At 69.9% G+C, this 16714-nt stretch carries 19 protein-coding genes and 2 tRNA genes; 12 read left to right on the top strand and 9 right to left on the bottom strand.

Annotation, left to right across the window (positions count from 1 at the left end; all coding sequences use genetic code 11):
- Positions 1-6: 6 nt before the first annotated feature.
- On the bottom strand, positions 7-1239 hold the full coding sequence (locus AB0K00_RS29615) for a sensor domain-containing protein (protein WP_363526554.1): 1233 nt from the start codon (positions 1237-1239) through the stop codon (positions 7-9).
- Between the two features lie 111 nt (positions 1240-1350).
- Here AB0K00_RS29615 and AB0K00_RS29610 point away from each other — a divergent pair, with 111 nt between their 5' ends.
- The 5 genes from AB0K00_RS29610 to AB0K00_RS29590 all read left to right on the top strand — a co-directional run bounded on the left by AB0K00_RS29610 (position 1351) and on the right by AB0K00_RS29590 (position 5438).
- On the top strand, positions 1351-2055 hold the full coding sequence (locus AB0K00_RS29610) for a YafY family protein (RefSeq protein ID WP_363526552.1): 705 nt from the start codon (positions 1351-1353) through the stop codon (positions 2053-2055).
- A gap of 349 nt (positions 2056-2404) precedes the next feature.
- A complete protein-coding gene (locus AB0K00_RS29605; protein WP_363526549.1) occupies positions 2405-2743 on the top strand; it encodes a VOC family protein in 339 nt (112 codons plus the stop codon).
- Positions 2744-2857: 114 nt separating this feature from the next.
- Positions 2858-4237: a UDP-glucose/GDP-mannose dehydrogenase family protein gene (locus AB0K00_RS29600; protein WP_363526546.1), complete on the top strand. Its 1380-nt coding sequence runs from the start codon at positions 2858-2860 to the stop codon at positions 4235-4237.
- Between the two features lie 14 nt (positions 4238-4251).
- Positions 4252-4881 carry a DUF899 family protein gene (locus AB0K00_RS29595; protein ID WP_363526543.1) on the top strand — a complete coding sequence of 210 codons (630 nt, stop codon included), beginning with the start codon at positions 4252-4254 and terminating at the stop codon, positions 4879-4881.
- 41 nt (positions 4882-4922) lie between these two features.
- Positions 4923-5438, top strand: a complete 516-nt coding sequence (locus tag AB0K00_RS29590; protein WP_363526540.1) for a hypothetical protein — start codon at positions 4923-4925, stop codon at positions 5436-5438.
- On the opposite strand, the gene AB0K00_RS29585 is transcribed toward AB0K00_RS29590, so the two are convergent.
- Genes AB0K00_RS29585 through AB0K00_RS29570 form a run of 4 tightly spaced genes read right to left on the bottom strand, consistent with a single transcriptional unit; the run spans position 5435 to position 7413 of the window.
- On the bottom strand, positions 5435-5962 hold the full coding sequence (locus AB0K00_RS29585) for a hypothetical protein (RefSeq protein ID WP_363526537.1): 528 nt from the start codon (positions 5960-5962) through the stop codon (positions 5435-5437). The two genes, AB0K00_RS29590 and AB0K00_RS29585, sit on opposite strands and share 4 nt — an antisense overlap.
- Before the next feature lie 2 nt (positions 5963-5964).
- Complete coding sequence (locus tag AB0K00_RS29580) at positions 5965-6390, bottom strand: YbaB/EbfC family nucleoid-associated protein (protein ID WP_363526534.1); 426 nt, start codon at positions 6388-6390, stop codon at positions 5965-5967.
- A gap of 13 nt (positions 6391-6403) precedes the next feature.
- Positions 6404-7105: a hypothetical protein gene (locus AB0K00_RS29575; RefSeq protein WP_363526531.1), complete on the bottom strand. Its 702-nt coding sequence runs from the start codon at positions 7103-7105 to the stop codon at positions 6404-6406.
- Between the two features lie 8 nt (positions 7106-7113).
- Positions 7114-7413 carry a hypothetical protein gene (locus tag AB0K00_RS29570; RefSeq protein WP_363526529.1) on the bottom strand — a complete coding sequence of 100 codons (300 nt, stop codon included), beginning with the start codon at positions 7411-7413 and terminating at the stop codon, positions 7114-7116.
- A 196-nt stretch (positions 7414-7609) separates the two neighbouring features.
- Between AB0K00_RS29570 and AB0K00_RS29565 the strand changes: the two genes are divergently transcribed.
- Positions 7610-8296 carry a calcium-binding protein gene (locus AB0K00_RS29565; protein ID WP_363526526.1) on the top strand — a complete coding sequence of 229 codons (687 nt, stop codon included), beginning with the start codon at positions 7610-7612 and terminating at the stop codon, positions 8294-8296.
- Positions 8297-8365: 69 nt separating this feature from the next.
- On the opposite strand, the gene AB0K00_RS29560 is transcribed toward AB0K00_RS29565, so the two are convergent.
- Positions 8366-9391 carry a hypothetical protein gene (locus AB0K00_RS29560; RefSeq protein ID WP_363526523.1) on the bottom strand — a complete coding sequence of 342 codons (1026 nt, stop codon included), beginning with the start codon at positions 9389-9391 and terminating at the stop codon, positions 8366-8368.
- Positions 9391-10005 carry an RNA polymerase sigma factor gene (locus tag AB0K00_RS29555; protein WP_363526520.1) on the bottom strand — a complete coding sequence of 205 codons (615 nt, stop codon included), beginning with the start codon at positions 10003-10005 and terminating at the stop codon, positions 9391-9393. The genes AB0K00_RS29560 and AB0K00_RS29555 overlap by 1 nt, the downstream gene beginning before the upstream one ends.
- A 209-nt stretch (positions 10006-10214) precedes the next feature.
- Here AB0K00_RS29555 and AB0K00_RS29550 point away from each other — a divergent pair, with 209 nt between their 5' ends.
- From AB0K00_RS29550 to AB0K00_RS29530, 5 genes are all read left to right on the top strand, one after another.
- A complete protein-coding gene (locus AB0K00_RS29550; RefSeq protein ID WP_363526518.1) occupies positions 10215-10682 on the top strand; it encodes a hypothetical protein in 468 nt (155 codons plus the stop codon).
- Between the two features lie 1353 nt (positions 10683-12035).
- Positions 12036-13175, top strand: a complete 1140-nt coding sequence (locus AB0K00_RS29545) for an AI-2E family transporter (protein WP_363526516.1) — start codon at positions 12036-12038, stop codon at positions 13173-13175.
- A gap of 48 nt (positions 13176-13223) precedes the next feature.
- On the top strand, positions 13224-13403 hold the full coding sequence (locus tag AB0K00_RS29540) for a hypothetical protein (protein WP_363526513.1): 180 nt from the start codon (positions 13224-13226) through the stop codon (positions 13401-13403).
- 575 nt (positions 13404-13978) lie between these two features.
- A complete protein-coding gene (locus AB0K00_RS29535; protein ID WP_363526679.1) occupies positions 13979-14485 on the top strand; it encodes a barstar family protein in 507 nt (168 codons plus the stop codon).
- 243 nt (positions 14486-14728) lie between these two features.
- A complete protein-coding gene (locus AB0K00_RS29530; protein ID WP_363526510.1) occupies positions 14729-15259 on the top strand; it encodes a hypothetical protein in 531 nt (176 codons plus the stop codon).
- Between the two features lie 571 nt (positions 15260-15830).
- On the opposite strand, the gene AB0K00_RS29525 is transcribed toward AB0K00_RS29530, so the two are convergent.
- Both AB0K00_RS29525 and AB0K00_RS29520 read right to left on the bottom strand, forming a co-directional pair.
- A tRNA-Ile gene (locus AB0K00_RS29525) sits at positions 15831-15904 on the bottom strand.
- A 92-nt stretch (positions 15905-15996) separates the two neighbouring features.
- Positions 15997-16069 (bottom strand) — tRNA-Asn (locus tag AB0K00_RS29520).
- Positions 16070-16302: 233 nt separating this feature from the next.
- Between AB0K00_RS29520 and AB0K00_RS29515 the strand changes: the two genes are divergently transcribed.
- Positions 16303-16647, top strand: coding sequence for a hypothetical protein (locus AB0K00_RS29515; RefSeq protein ID WP_363526507.1), 345 nt, complete (start codon positions 16303-16305; stop codon positions 16645-16647).
- The last annotated feature ends 67 nt before the right edge of the window (positions 16648-16714 follow it).

Here is a 16714-nt window from a genome sequence, read left to right as displayed (position 1 = left end):
CTGACGTTAGGTCAGTCCGCATGGCAGGTCCACCCGCAGCGTCGTCGGCCCGCCCACCGGGCTGGTGACGGTGAACGTGCCGTCCATGACGGCGGTCCGGTCGGCGAGCCCGCGCAGCCCGGTGCCGCCGGCCGGGTCGGCCCCGCCGGCGCCGTCGTCGGTGACCGTCAGCGTGAGCTGCCGGTCCGTCAGGCGGCCGCGCACCGTGACCCGGTTCGCACGGGCGTGCCGGACCGCGTTGGTGAGCGCCTCGCACACGACGAAGTACGCGGTGGTCTCCACCGCCGCCGGCAGCCGCCGTGGCAGCGGCAGGTCGATCACCACCGGCACCCGGCAGCGCTCGGCGAGCTCACCGACGGCGGCCGGCAACCCCAGGTCGGTGAGGACCTGCGGGTGGATGCCGTGGATCAGCTCCCGGATCGCGGCGAGCGCCTGCCGCGCCTGCCGCTGCGCGTCGTCCAGCAGCAGCTTGCTCTTCTCGCGGCCCTCGTCGCCGTTCAGCTCCAGCCGGGCCAGCCCCAGCGTCATCGCCAGCAGCACCAGGTGCTGCTGGGCGCCGTCGTGCAGGTCCCGCTCGATCCTGCGCCGCTCCGCCTCGAACGCGTTGAGCAGCCGCCCCCGCGACCGGGCCAGCTCCTCGACCCGGCGGTTGAGCTCGGCGTCCCGCGGCGCGAGCCACCACCGGGCCAGCGCCGCCTGCGTCCCGGCGACGGCGCACAACGCGTACACCCCGACCAACGCCGCCGGCAGCGCACAAGCCGTGGCGGCCAGCGCCTCCCCGCGGCTGTCGATCGCGAGCTCGCCGAACTGCAACGGCACTCCCGCCGCGACGATCAGCGGCGCCGCGGCCACGATCAGGCAGTCGGCGACCAGCCCGAGGCTGACCAGGTCGACGAGCAGCAGCACCGACGACAGCGTCAGCACGTAACCCAGCTCCCGCCACGTCGCGCCCTCCCCGAGCCGCGCCCGGAACCACGCGACGAGCCCAGGCGGCGGCTCCGGGTGCGGGCTGGGCACCGGCGCCCGGTCGAGGATGCGCAGCCGCCGCCGCTCCAGCGCGCCGACCGGCAGGCCCAGGAACACCACCGCCGGCGGGAACAGGATCCCCATCACCAGCGCCATCAACAGGCCCACCCCGACCACGACGCTGCTCACCAGGTACGCCAGGCTCAGCAGCGGCCAGCGCGACAGCAGGAACCGGTGCGGCCGCGCCGCCATCGCCTGCCACACACCCGTCACGGCACCGACCATACGGCCGCGGCACCGCCGGTTTCACGGGTGCGGCCTGGAGCCCCGCCGGTAGACCTGGCTCCACCATTTTCTGTCGTACCCCGGGGCTAGTCTGGCCGCGTGAATCGGACGGATCGGCTGTATGCGCTGGTCGAGGAGCTGCGTGCGGTGTCGCCCCGCCCGCGCAGCGCCCGCTGGCTCGCCACCCGTTTCGAGGTGTCGACCCGCACGATCGAGCGCGACATCGGCGCCCTGCAGGAGTCCGGCGTGCCGATCTGGGTCGCGCTCGGCCGCACCGGCGGCTATGCGCTGGACCGCTCCCGGACCCTGCCGCCGCTCAACATGACCCCAGCCGAGGCGGTCGCGATCGCGGTTGCCCTGCACCGCCTCGACGGCACCCCGTTCCACGACGCCGCCCGCACCGCCCTGCACAAGCTCCTGGCTGTCATGCCCGCCGCCGACGTCCACCGCGCCTCGGAGCTCGCCGGCCGGATCCACCTGGTCCACGGCGCCGACCCCGGCCCCGCCCCGATCTCCCCCGCGGTGGTGGAGGCGTTCACCACCGGCCGCGTCCTCGACATCGCCTATGCCGACCGCTTCGGCACCACCACCCGCCGCCGCATCGAGCCCGTCGGCTATCTGGGCGGCCCGTCCGGGTGGTATCTGCTGGCGTGGTGCCGGCTGCGGGACGGGCTGCGCTCGTTCCGGGTCGACCGCATCCACGACGTGTCCGCCACCGCGGAGCTGGCCGCCCGCCGGCCGCTGCCGGACAGCGCCATCGACATCCCCGGCCACCTCGTCACGCGCGTCGCCATCGCCGCCTGACCCGGCACTGCCGATCCGCTCGGCCACCTCCGGTCGCGGTAGGCGCGACTCGCGGCGGCAAGACCGCCCTCCGAAGCGGAGCACTCCTCGGTCCCCGCGGTTACACACTGCTCGAACGCCGCACGCCCGTCCCGCCCGTCCCGCGCGGGCTCCAGCATGCGTCCCGGTCCGAACGCCCGACAGCACGGGCGGTGACCGCGCTGCCCCATCGCACGGCCGGAGGCTGCGCGGAACCACAAAGGACGCTGCGGACGGCGAAAGGCGAGAAACACCGACAGGACGGTGTCGCCGGAGCGGCGCAGGGTGGGCACCAGCCAAACGGACCCCAACACACAAGGAGCGCAACGGGATGAACGGCATCGGCTGGTTCCAGATCGGCGTCAGTGACGCACAGGCCGCGCACCGGTTCTACGGAGACCTGTTCGGCTGGACGTTCGCCGAGGACGAGGCGTACCAGATGATCACGACACCCGACCAGCAGTCGATCAAGGGCGGGCTCGCCGTGGGGCAGCCGGCGCACGCGGTGTTCTGTGTCGTCGTCGAGGACGTGCCGGGGGTGTGCGGGCGGGCGGAGGCGGCCGGCGGCAAGGTGCTGGTGCCGCCGACGACGAGCGACGACGGGCTCGTCTTCGCGAACATCACCGACCCCGAGGGCAACCACTTCGGGATCTTCCAGCCGCGGGCATAGCGCAGGGATGGGCGCCGGCACGGTCCGGAAACGGACTACCGGCCGTGCCGGATCTGCCCGGAATGCTCGCATCGGCCACAGCAGCCGCAGGTCACGGATGTGTATCATCGGCCGGTGAAGGTATGCGTCGTGGGAACGGGTTACGTCGGCCTCACCACCGGCATCTGCCTGGCCTATCTCGGGCATGAGGTCACCTGTGTCGACCTCAACCAGGAGAAGGTCGACCTGCTCCGTGGGGGGCGCTCACCGATCTACGAGCCGTTCCTGGACGAGCTCATGCACGAGGCGGCGCACAACCTGACCTTCACGACCGACTACGCCGAGGGTGTCCCCGGCGCCGAGGTCGTGTTCGTCGCCGTGCAGACGCCGTCGCTGCCGGACGGGCAGCCCGACCTGCGCTACCTGCGCATGGCCGCGGAGAGCATCGGCAGGACGATCGACGGCGAGTTCACCGTCGTGGTCAACAAGTCGACGGTGCCGATCGGCAGCGGCAACTGGGTCGAGTCGATCCTGCGGGAGTCGTTCGAGCAGTTCCACTCGCGGCGGGCCGCGGGTGAGTTCGCGGTCGCGTCCAACCCGGAGTTCCTGCGCGAGGGTTCGGCGATCCACGACACGCTCTACCCGGACCGGATCGTCATCGGCTCGGACAACCCGCGCAGCCTCGACGTGCTCAACCGGCTCTACCGGGCGGTGCTCAACCAGTCGTTCACGGCGCCCACGTTCCTGCCCCGGCCCGAGGAGGTCGGCGCGGTGCCGCTGGTGTCCACGGACCTCGCGTCGGCCGAGCTGATCAAGTATGCGGCCAACGCGTTCCTGGCCCTGAAGATCAGCTACATCAACGAGATCGGCAAGCTCGCCAACAAGGTCGGCGCCGACATCAACCAGGTCGCCCGCGGCACCGGCCTGGACGCGCGGATCGGCTCGCGGTTCCTGCAGCCCGGGGTCGGCTGGGGCGGCTCGTGCTTCGGCAAGGACACCGCGGCGCTGATCGCGACCGCCGCCGAGTACAGCTACGACATGCCGATCGTGTCCGCGGCCCGCGTGGTGAACCAGCGCCAGCGTGAGGAGGCCGTCAACAAGCTCCTCGACGAGCTGCGCATCCTCAAGGGCCGCAAGATCGGCCTGCTGGGCCTGGCGTTCAAGCCCAACACCGACGACCTGCGCGACTCACCCGCGATCGACATCGCCCGGCTGATGATCGCCCGTGGCGCCCGGGTGAAGCTGCACGACCCGATCGCCGCCGAGCGGTTCCGGGTCGAGGAGCCGGAGCTCGCGGCGAGCCTGTGCGAGAGCGTCGACGAGGTCTTCGACGACAGCGACGCCGTCGTGCTCGTCACCGAGTGGCCGCAATACCTGGAGCTCGACTGGGGCAAGTACGTCGGGCTGATGCGCACCCCGATCATCCTCGACGGCCGCAACGTGCTCGACCCGCAGCGGCTGAGCCGGCTCGGCTACACGTATCTCACGATCGCCGGGCGGCCCGTCGGCCTGTGAGGGAGGATCGGCGGATGGAGCATCCGACGATCGTCTCAGCTGAGGAATGGCAGGCGGCCCGCGACGAGCTGCTGCGGGCCGAGAAGGAAGCCACCCGGGCGCAGGACGCCCTGGCCGCCCGTCGCCGGCGGCTGCCGATGGTGCGCTTCGACGGCTCGTACACGTTCGACACCCCGGACGGCAAGCGGAGCCTGCCCGACCTGTTCGACGGTCGCCCGCAGCTGGTCACCTACCAGTTCATGGACAACGGGCCCGACCACTACTGCCCCGGCTGCACGTATCTCACCGACAACGTGCCCGCGAAGGCACCGGAAGTCCTCGCCGAGCGCGGGGTCACCTGGGTGACGGTGTCGGACATGCCGCTGCCGCAGATCGAGGCATACAAGGCGGAGCGCGGGTGGACGCTGCCGTTCGTGTCGTCGCGGGGCACCACGTTCGCCGCCGACTGCGGCGCGGGCGGCGGCTTCGTCCTGACCGCGTTCCTCAAGACCAGCGACGGGGACGGCGACGCGGTCTACAAGACCTACTCGACCACGTCCCGCGGCGTCGACCGGCTGAACTTCATCACCAACATCCGGGACCTCACCGTGTACGGGCGGCAGGAGGACTGGGAGGATTCCCCCGACGGCTGGCCGAAGATCTAGCGACGGCCGCTGGTCGCGGGGCGGACGCAGAGCGGAGTCGGATGGGCACCTCGTACGGGCCGGGCATCGTCCACATGATCGCGGAAGCCGACCTGGCCGAGGGCGACGACACGGGTGAGGTGGTCATCGCCTGGCTGCTGGAGATCGCCGCGATCGGCCTGAGCCGCCGCTTCCGGGACTTCGTCGGCGACCGGGTGGCCGAGTTCACCAACGAGGACGGGCACGTCGCGTGGCGGTGGCTCACGGACGAGGAGGCGGCGCCGATCCTGGCGGCCGGGCCGTCCTTCGGCGACACCAGGGACGAGTGGCCGGCCGCGATGGATCACGACCTGTTCGTCCCCAACTGCACCGCCGACCGGGCCGGCAACGTGGAGGCGGACGGCTCGCCGGTCGACCGCTGGTTCTACACCCCGGTCGAGCCGGTCATCGCCGACATGCGCGAGGTCCTCGACGAGATCGACCGGGGCGACTACGACGGCGATCGCGAGACGGTCACGGAGCTGCTCGAGCACCTCGAGTTCTGCCGCACGCACCAGCTGTTCATGGTCGTCGCCTAACCCTGCGGCCCCCGGTACTTGACGCCGAGGTGCGCCCGGGCGACGGCGGCGACGGGTGCGTCACCCCCGGGGTGCCAGCCGAGCCACGCCTCCCGGCGGCCCTGCAGGCCGAGCCGAGGCCGCTGGGGCATCGGGACGCCGGTGCGCACGTGGTACAGGTGACCGCCGGCCGACGGCACGGCGCGCAGTTCGTCGACGTCGAACCAGCCGACGGTCGCCTCATGCCCGCCCCCGCGCAGCAGGATCCCGCGGTCGGTGACCTCGGTGCTGCCGGTCAGCCACGGCAACTCCAGGGCGACCAGGGCGACCGCGGCGGCGGCCGACAGCACCGCGAGGACCGTCCAGGCCCAGCGCAGGCCGGTCGTCACCGCCTCGAGGAACGCGGGCAGGTCACGGTCGCCGCCGCCGAGCACGGCCGCCACGACGCCGCAGGCCACCAGGACGAGCAGGACCGCCAGCAGCAGCAGGGTGCCCCGGTGGCTGCGGTGCAACGCCCGGGCCCGCCGCAGCACGAGTGGCGGCACGGTCAGTACCCGCCCTGGCGGCGGAGCTTGTCGAGGGTCTCCATGGCCTCGTCGGCCGACATCTGGAACCGGTGCTCCGCCTCGGCCACGAGTTTGCTCGGGTCGCCGGTGCCGTCGACCGCCGCCATCACGTCGTCGCCGAGGACGTCGCGCATGGCCTCCATGGTCTGCCGCCGCAGGTCCTCCAGGGCGCCCTGGGCGGCCCGCAGGGTCGCCTCGCCGAGCTCCTGCGAGGGGGTCCGCATCGCCCGCGGGTCGATGGTGATCTGCGACAGCCCCGCGTCGCCGCGCGCCTCGGCGGTGACCAGGCCGTCCAGGGCCTCCCCGCGGCCGATCATCGCCGCCGACCGCCGCTGGAAGTCCTCGACCTGCCGCATCTGCCGCAGCGCGTCCTCGACCAGCCGGTCCGGATCCACATTCGGGTCCACTGCTGTTCCTATCTCATTTCGCCGGTCCGGGCAGCTCGCGCCGGGGCGCGACGTACCCGGTGCCGCCGGTCAGCGGCGAGTAGTCGATCGTGATCACCTTGAAGTCGGCGCCCTTGACGCCGCCGGGCTGCGACTGGAACGCCTTGGCCAGCGCCACACCCGCGAGCAGGATCGCGGTGGCACCGCCGGCGATCGCGGTGATCGTCTTCGCGGCCGCACCCGCGGTCATCGCGACCGCCGACACCGCCGCCTCGGCCGCCGCCCGCACCGCCGGGAACGCCGGCGTCGCCATCGCCAGGCCGACCGCGACCGCACACGCGAACGCGAACGTCCCGGCCACGATCGCCATCACCGCGAAGGCGTAGTAGGCCGCGGCGACCGCCTGCAGCCCGGTCCCGACGTTCTCCAGGTACTTCTTCAGGTCGTCGACCTCTTGGTTGTACACCGAGACGGCGTTGAGGTAGGCGTCCTTGTCCTCCGCGATCCACTGCGGGTTGACCTTCACGTTCGCGTTCGTGATCCGGGTCTTGACCACCTCGAGCATGGCGGCCGTCTCTTTCCACTCCTCGCCGGTCTGCCAGATCGACCCCGGGTTGGAGATCCCCAGCCCGACGGCGATCCCCAGCCGCACGGCACTGGACACGAACGGCGCCGCCCCGAACGACGAACCCAGCGCGAAGCGCAGCATGATGACACCAGAGGTGAACGGGTTCATGACGCCTCCTAGCGGTACATGACCTGGTTGGTCGTCTCGGCCTGCTCCCAGGTGGTCGCGATGCCGTCGAGCTTGTCGCGGAACGTGCCCAGCTGGTCCTTGCCCGCCTTGACGTAGTCGGCGAGATACCCCTGCGCCGAGTCGTACGCACCCTGCAGCGCGAACCCGAGCAACCCGAACCCTGGCGACTCGATCATCGCCGCCGCCACCCGCCGCGCCACCGGGTCGAACGCGGGCGCCGCGTCCTCCACCAGGTCCTTGCCGAGCTGCCGGATCGCGTTCGACGTGACGTGGATGTCCTGCGCCATCGACCCTCCCGAATCGTTGCCGAAGATCCGACTCTAGCGGTTCCCCCCGCCGCCGATCCCCCCGCCACGGTGAACGACCGGCGTCGAGCCCGCCCGAACGGCTGCGGTACGTGGAACACGTCGGCCTGATCTGAACCCTTGACCACCCGCGGCCGTGCACCGGGGTACACGACAGGCGTGCTGAGGGGAGTCCACGATGGTGACCAGAGGCAGGCCGTTACGGCGTGCGGCGGTGCTCGGCGCGGCGCTCATGCTGGCGGTGACGGCCATCCCGGCGCCCGGGTGGGCCGCGACGGGTCCCGGCCTGGACCCGGTCCCGATCGTCTGGCCGGACTGCTTCGGCCGGCAGTACGTGCCGCCGCTGTACGCCGACGGGCAGCTCGTCCGGCCCGGGACGCTCGGCGTGATCTTCGCGGTCCCCGGGGTCACCACCAACGGCACGGCCGGTGACGACCTGATCATCGGCACGGACGGCGACGACCGCATCTACGGCATGGCCGGCGACGACACGATCTGCGGCGGCGACGGCGCGGACCGCATCCACGGCGACGACGGCGTGGGTGACGTCGTGCCGGGTGACGACCTCATCGACGGCGAGGACGCCACGGACCAGTTGTACGGCGACGGCGGCAACGACGTCATCCACGGCGGCAACAACCACCCGAACTCGCCGTACCGGGAGTGGCTGCAGGGCGACTCCGGCGTGGACCGCCTGTACGGCGAGAACGGCGCGGACGACCTCGTCTGCGGCACGCTCGTCTACGGCACGATGGACCCGGGCGACCTGGCCAACGGCGGCACCGGCATGCCGGGCAACCAGCCCGAGAACGACCACGCGCCCGCCAACGCCTGTCCGTTGACGCTCAACGTCGAGTACATGTAGCGCTCTGGAGCGCCGGCACCTGCTCTGACGGCCGGTCGCGGGGCCGAGGCCCCGCGACCCCAGACCTGACTACTGCGTGTCGCCGGGCCGGTCCACAATGATCATCTTCGCGTAGATGACCTGGCGGTAGACGTCGCCACGGTGGCTGACGTTGTCGCCGTCGTCGCCGTGGGTCACGTGATCCTTGATCGCGACCATCCGCTCGCCGATGAACTGGTAGGTCTGCTTGTCGAACAGCAGCTCCTGCGACAGGTAGCCCTCGATGATCCGGCCGAGACCGACCGCCGGGCGGCCGTCGATGTTCACCGCGTCGGGGTTGACCGTCATCCCGGGCGCCTGCGCCAGGTGCCGGAAGATCGCCGCCTGCACGTTCGGCGGCACCACGTACTGGCCGATGAACGCGTCCAGCACGACGCCCATCGAGCCGGGCCCGGGCACCCCGTCCGGAACCTTGTCCGGGCTGGTCATCGCGGTGATCGTCGACCAGGCGATCCGGTCCCAGTACTCGCCGCCCTCCCCGCGCTTCGTCACCACCAGCCGGCCGTTGCGGTAGCCGGCCCTGGTCTGCCCGTCGACGCTCCACCACTCCTGGATCTTGCGGTTCTCGCTCAGGTCGGGCCTGATCGGATCGTTCGGGTGCTGGTTCTCGTAGGCCGGCTTGTTGCGCAGCTCGAGCGTCTCGATGTACATGAACTGGCCGGGCCGCGGGTCCGTCCACGGCCTGCGCTCGGCCGTCCAGGCGGCGTTCTCCAGGTACTCGGCGGCGCTGGCCGGGCGGGCGAACGGCAGGACCCCCTTCGCCGGCGAGCCCAGCGTGGGCTCGGCGATCGGCGCCGGCCCGTGGTCGACGCCTCCCGTCACCCCGGCGCCTCCCGTCACCACGACCGCGACGGTGGCCACCACCGCGGCGGCGGCCGCCACCGCGACCCCGGCGGTGATCGCGAACCGGTTCCGGCGGCGCCGGTCCATGCTGGTCACTCGCTGCTCCTTCGCCGACATCCGCTGCTGAAGGGCCGCGCGGGCCCGGTCTTCCACTGCCTGGTTGGGAACCTCGTCGGCACCGAACGCCTCATGCAGCACACTGATCTCGTCCATCACTCGCTCATCTCGATCTCGGCGCCGAGCGCCTGCCGCATCTCCTGACGGGCCCGGTGCAACCGGGACCTGGCCGTGCCGGCGGGAATGTCGAGCGCCGCCGCGGCCTGCTGCTGGTTGAGCCCCGCCCACGCCACGAGCAGCAACACGGCCCGGACGGGCTCGGGCAGCCGCCGTAACGCGTCGGCGAGCCGCCCGCGCACCGCCATCGCGTCGAGCCGCCCGGCGACGGCGTCGGCGTGGTCACCCGCATCCGGCGCACCGGCGACCTTGGCCAGGGCCTTGTAACGGCGCGTCTCGGCCCGCGCATGGCGGGCGATGAGATTGGACGCGATGCCGTACAGCCATGCCCGCACGTCAGCACGCGCACTGTCGTAGGTGTGCCGGCGGTCGAACGCGATCAGGAACGTCTCCGACGCGACGTCTTCGGCCAGGTCGGGACCGAGGCGGCGGGCCGCGTACGCGTAGATCTGCCGGTAGTGCCGGTCGAACACGGCGGTGAACCGTTCGGGCGCCCGTTTCGCCTGCTCGATGAGGTCGGCGTCAGCGTCCGGCCCTTGCGCCGTGCCGGGCTGCGTCACCACGATCAAGTCCGCCTCCTCCACGTCGTCCACAGTTGCATCACACCCGTAGTTCGCCGGAGGCCCGAAAAGTGTTCGCTACGCCAAGCCGAACCGTCCCCTCGCATTGACATCCACTATTCGGCGGTCTACAGCCGCCCGCTTGCCCGCTGGACCTGCGCCGCTGACGCGACCGTCGGCTGGGGCGGGCACTCGGGTCAGTACTCGCTGACCGGTACCCCGACACTGACGTCGACCGCTGAGTGCGCGCAGGCCGTCCCGGTGCGACCCGGTTCCCGCTACCCCTTTCCGGATGGGTCCGCGGCGGATACGCCTTCCTCGGCACCGAGTACGGCGGGACCTGGTCGCCGCCGAGCAGCCAGTGGACCCGGCTGTCAGTCACCTTCACCACCGGCCCGGCGACGACGGACGTCCGGGTGTACGTGCACGGCTGGTACGCCCAGGCACTGTTCGCGGCCGACGACCTCATGCTCGCCGGCCCGGACAGCCGCACCACCGTCCCGGTCCCGCCAGCCGACCTGGCCCCGTCCGAAACCACCAGCCACTCGGTGCGGCTGGCACCCGGCAGCTCGCACGCATACGCGGTGCCGGCGGTCGACACCGCCGGCGAATCCAGGCCCTGTACTGCGACGGGGGCTGGATCGCCTGGAGCTACGGACCTGCGTACCTGGCCGCGAACCTCGCCGCCGGCGAGCACACCTTCGAGGTGAGCGCGCTGAACTCCGCCGGCGAGTCGGCGAAGTCCACCCCGGTCACCGTCATCACCTAGACCATCGACGCGGAGAAACCGCGTCGCTCAGGCGCAGTAGTTGTGGAACGTGACGCGGTTCGACTCCTTGCTGTCGTTGGCCGCGAGCACCTGCCTCGCACACTCACCGAACCGACCATGACTGCTTCAAAAGGCGCTCGCCCGCCAACGACGGCCCCGCTTGTCGTGCGGCCAACGGCCGTCGACGACGTGGGCCAGCTCCGCACACCGAGCGCAAGCATCCGGGTCGGCCGGGCTCCACGAGCGGCCTGACCCTTCCATGCCGTCAAGGGAGCGACCGCAGAGCGACCGACCAATGGTGACAATGGCATGCACGTCGCTCAGCGCGTCCCTGGCAAGCGCCCAGCGTTGATGGACCGGCATGTAGCAGGGCCGGCCGAGCCCCTCCCCCTCCGCCTCGACAGCCGTGGCGAGGCACCAGCCACAGACCCACCAGACGTACCGCCCATCAGAGCCCCCATCCGCAGCAGCACCCTCCATGTCACGCCCGCAGATGTCACACGTCACGGGCGCCAGAATGCCACCCGCAGCCTGCGCACACGACACCCGGCGACTGCCCGGTCCCGGCAGAACTGTCGTACCCCGGAACTAGGCTGAGACCAGGCGAGGACAACAGGACAGAGCTGGGGGCAAGCAGGAGGGCAGGGGAAAGCCGAAACTCCATCGCGAGGCAGCACGAGGTAGCGCCCCCGCCCGCCCGAGGCGAGAAGACAAGTCCCACCCGGGACGGGTTTGAGGGGTGTGGGTGGAGCGCAGCTCCCCCAGTGGCGGAGCAGGCGGGGCCTGCGCGGAGAATGACAGGCGCCCCGGCGAGCCGTCCCGAACGGACGCGCGAGCAGGGTGCGCCCAAGCCTGCGGAGCACACGATGCACCATGCGAACCGGTCGATCATCATCGAAGGCCAGCCGCTCACGACAGGCACACCCAGCACCCGACGCGACAAGAGCACCCCGGGCACGGTCTTGAGGGGGTGTGGGTGGAGCGAAGCTCCCCCACCGGGGAGCAGGCGAAGCCTGCGCGGGGAATGACAGGCGCCCCGGCGAGCGGGTTCCCGAAGGGACCCGCGAGCAGGGAGCGCCCAAGCCTGTGGAGCGGACGATGCACCATGCGAACCGCGCCGTGACGCTCGCCGGTGCCGCGTTGCCAGTCGATGTGATCGGCCGGTGCTGTCTGTAGCAGCCACCCCAGCGGCATCTTTGCCCGCTCCTGATACGTCCCATTATCGCTGCTGGCACGCGCCATGGGGTGCCGTTTGCGGAACGATCTGGAGGGTAGCGCGGCCCTCGTGGCGGGTGTGGACAATCGGACAGTCGCGCGGTACACGCTGGTCGTCGTCGCACTGGTGCTGACCACCGCGCTGCTGTTGTCGCTCGTGTACGAGGTGCGCCAGGCGATCACCTGGATCGTCATCGCGGGTTTCTTCGCCGTGGCGCTGGACCCGGCGGTCACCTGGCTGGAGAGCAGGGCACGGTGGTGCAGGCGCTGGCTGGCGACCCTCATCGTCTTCGTGGTGGCGTTCGCGCTCATCGGCGGCCTCATCGCGGTCATGGTCATCCCCCTGGTCCGGGAGGGCACCCAGCTCGCCACCGAGCTGCCCAAGGCGTTGGCCGACATCCGTGCGGGCCGCGGGCCGATCGGTGGCTTCGCCGAGCGCTTCCACGTGATCGAGTACGTCCGCAGCCACACCGACCAGATCCGCGGATACCTGTCCGGGCTGGGCGCGTCGACCCTCGACCTGCTCCGCGGTACGGCGACCGGGATCGCCGGCACCGTCACGATCTTCGTGCTGTCCTACCTCATGGTGCTGGAGGCACCGAAGGTCGTCGACGGTTTCCTGGCCCTGTTCGACGCCCGGCGCGCCGACCGCATCCGCCGGGTCGGCCGCGACTGTGCCCGGACGGTCACCGGGTACATCACCGGGAACCTGCTCATCAGCGTCATCTGCGGCCTGCTCACATTCCTCGTCCTCACGGTGCTGAGGGTGCCGTTCGCCGGCCTGATCGCGTTGTTCGTCGCGCTGGCGGACCTGATCCCGCTCGTCGGTGCGACCCTGGGCGCGGTCGTCGGCGTCGTTGCGGCCTTCACCGAGTCGGTGACCGCCGGCGTGATCACCCTGGTGTTCTTCATCGTGTACCAACAGCTGGAGAACCACCTCCTGCAACCGTTCATCTTCTCCCGCACGGTGCAGCTCAACCCGTTGACCGTCCTGGTGGCGATCCTGCTCGCGGTGGAACTCGCCGGCCTCCTCGGCGCGCTGCTCGCCATCCCCGTCGCCGGCATCATCCAGATCATCGCCCGCGACACCTGGGACATCCACAAGGGACGGCCGAAGGCCGAACCGACCGTCGGCCCTGAGCAGCAACCCGCCTCGGCCGAGTTGCCGGATGAGCGTCGATCCTCGTCGGCCGGCCGGAGCGGAGCGGAGGACGCATGACCGGTCCGGGAGCTTCGGTCCCAGCCACAGACACCACTGCGTAATGCCGTGATCAATGAAACCTGGCTGCGTGACCTGCGCTACCACTACTGGGAGGCCCACTGGCTACGCATTACGGCAACCTCCGTCGGACTCGACGTCGCAACTCGCGTTGACGAAGACGGTTACTACATCACCGGGCTGATCGTCGTACGGTGGTCATCCACCCGTGATCCTGGCGATCCCTGAGGGTCGATTCGCGTAGTGCATCGTCCGCTCAGCACGAACGCGCAGGTGAGCGCACCTATGGAGCGCACGATGCACCATGCGAACCGCACGATCATGATTGCTGGCGTCTCGTTGACCCGACGTTTGGCCAGCTCACGCGGTAGGCGCACGACTTGATCGCTGGTGTCAATGCGCTCAGTGACTACGGTGAGCACGGGCGTACCTTCCGACCGCATTGGCGCGTCGGTCTGCTTGATTCCTTCACTCGGACTACGTGGGAGCTACGCCCTGCCCAAGCCCATTCACAGGTTTCAAGCGTTCTCCCGTCATCAACCTGCTCCAGACAACGACGTCGGCCGCAACGGGCCGTAACGGATGAGGTGATTCCCCCGATGGTCGCGGCAGCCGAGACCACCCTGCAAGGACTCCTCGAAGGCGCCAAGCAATACCAGGTCCCGCTTTACCACCCCCGTGACACATCGGTATCAGGACCTAGGTGACAAGATCGGTAGGTTGTATCGGCCCAGTCCGCCTATCGTGTGGCGGTGACCGCGTTTGATGCTGATGCTGATGCTCAGCGGCTTGACTACTGGTTGATGGCCAACACGTTCGTGACGCTGTTCTGGCGTCCCAGCGTCTTCGATGAGGCCGTTCAATGGCTGGCTGGCCATGGGTACACGATCGTGTATCTCGACGCGCGACGCTGGGCGACGGAAGCAGACATGCATCGTGACGTTGCCAGTGCTCTGGACTTTCCCGACTACTACGGACACAACCTCGACGCGCTCAACGACTGCCTGCGGGATGTCGTCGCCTACCAGTACGGCACCACACGGGAAGCAACTGGTCTCCTCATCGCCTTCACCGGCTACCAGGCCTTTGCTGAGGCAGATCGTCGGTGCGCCGCCGAGGTCTTGGACATCATTGCCGGGCAGGCCCGGTCGGCGGCGTTGATCGGTCACCGGATGCTGTGCCTGGTTCAGAGCGACGATCCGCAGATCGCGTTCGAACCAGTGGGTGCTATGCCGGTGTTGTGGAACCACCGTGAATGGCTCGATGCACGCCGGCAGCCTGGCAGCGATCCACACCCTCCGATCGCATGATCGTCTAGATTTAGCCGGACGTGTCACCCACGTCCCGATGTTCGGCAACCGGCCAGGGCTGGGCCTGCACGACCTGGGCGACGGCCGGCAGCGGATCGGTGTGCACCCGTTCGACAGAGAACGGCTGCGGTTGGCAACAGGCGTCCAGGAGTTGGCCGTCACGACCGCAGCTCCGGTGCTGGCGGGGTGGGTGTCCGAGAGCGTGTGCGCGATCTGGAAGCCCGCACTCCCGCAGGTGTGGCCGTGTCCATGCACCTGCCCAACACCAACGAGAACTGTGGATACCAGCACCTGGACGGCCGGCCCGGACGGGTCGAACCACGCCGTGCCGTCGAAGCGTTCGAGGCATGGGCCCACGAGGCCGGACGGGCCCCGGTGCTGGCGACCATCTCAGCCGTCGTCCACGGCACCTGGGACGAATCGCCATTCAGGGAGGACAAAGTGCTGGCGTTGTTTGTCGCACTCGGTTACCCCTCCGGGCGGGAGATCCGGCCGGTCATCGACCCACACGATCCGGCGTTCGGAGACTACGACCTCTGGAGCCACTTCGCCGACAACAGTGCCGCCACCCTGATCCGCGCACCGGAGAAAGGTTGGGTGCTGGGTCCCGAGGACGACCTGACCCCGATGGAGCAGGACTACCTGCGCTTCGAAGACCTGGTGTGGGGCTCTGTCTACGGCGGCGGCCTCAGCCGCGACGAACTGATCACCGAGCACGAACAACTGACATCGCGATGGCCGGACCCGCGAGCGAGTCGTCGCCGAGGGGATTGACGTGGCCTATGAACCCCATCCAGCGAAAGGCCGTAGCCACCTGATCATGTCAAGCATCTGGTGGGACGCGAGTGTCAAGCATGTGTGCCGGATCGGACATTATCCCCGCTGTTCTGGTCGGTATTTCGCCTCGACTGGTACGGGCAGAGTTTCAGCCCAGGCCCGTAGTACCTCGCTGGCGTCCTCGCGCAGGGTCTCGTCTGGCTGCTCGATGAGGAACCGGCCGCTCAAACGCCTCGGCGAGAGCCTAGGCTGACGGCCTACTGCTGTACTTCGCTGCCGTACCGGGCCGTTCCGGCTCGTCAGACCGTTCCGGCCGAGCCTCTGACCAGCGGTTTTGTGGAGCGCACGATGCACCATGCGAACCGGTCGATCATCGTCGAAGCCCAGCCGCTCACGACAGGCACACCCAGCCCCCGAAGGCGACAAGAGCACCCCCGGCACGGTCTTGAGGGGGTGCGGGTGGAGCGAAGCTCCCCCACTGGGGAGCGCGGCGAAGCCGTGCGCGGGGAATCCACCGACCCATGGTGAGCGGACCGGAGGGCAAGCGAGCAGGGTCGACCCAGGTCGGTGGGGCGGGCGGGACTCGAACCCGCGACCGAGGGATTATGAGTCCCCTGCTCTAACCCGCTGAGCTACCGCCCCGAGCGTCGCAAGCTTACCGACCTGCGCAACCGGGACGCCGCCCGGAAACGGGTCCGGGCGTGAAAATGGCCCCGGTAAGGGGCCGTTTGGAGCTCCCGCGATAGGACTCGAACCTATAACCTGCCGGTTAACAGCCGGCTGCTCTGCCAATTGAGCTACGCGGGATTGCGGGTCTCGCGATGCCGCCGTATCAGGGCGACCGGGAAAGAGTACAGCACGAAGAGGGGGCTCCGCGCCAGCGGGTTGGGTGCTGCGTGGGAGAGACCACCTCATCGTGTGCCAGATCTCGCTAAAACGTCGCGGTGTCGATGTGTCGGAGCGACGATGAGCGGGTAACTCATGGGTAGCCGGCGCGCAAGGCAACGATGACCAGCGCCGGGTAGAAGGAGGTAGTCGCGATGCGCGGCAAGCTGCTGTTCCTCGGAGGACTGGCCGCGGGCTTTGTGCTCGGTGCCCGGGCTGGTCGGGAGAAGTACGAAGAGCTCAAGGCTACTGCTCAGAAGATCAAGGAGAGCCCGACGGTGCAGGAAGCCGCCGGGGTCGTCCAGGAGCAGGCGACGCGGCTCTACAGCGAGGGCAAGACCAAGGTGACCGACAAGCTGGCCAACAGCCGGTTCGCTGAGAGCGACCTCGGACAGCGGCTGATGGGTTCGTCGGAGACGCCGGCCATCGAGCGTGACGTCCTGGCCACGACGGGGCCGTCGAAGTCGACGACCACGCCCAGTGGCGGCACCAGCTTCTAAGCGCGCACCACGCCCGTAAGGGCGCGCGCACTGAGCCCGAAAGGCCGGCCCGCAACGGGCCGGCCTT

The sequence above is a fragment of the Dactylosporangium sp. NPDC049525 genome, from assembly GCF_040676755.1.
Lineage (GTDB): Bacteria > Actinomycetota > Actinomycetes > Mycobacteriales > Micromonosporaceae > Dactylosporangium.
Note: the sequence above shows the minus strand (reverse complement) of the source record. Positions and strands in the feature narration are given on the sequence as shown.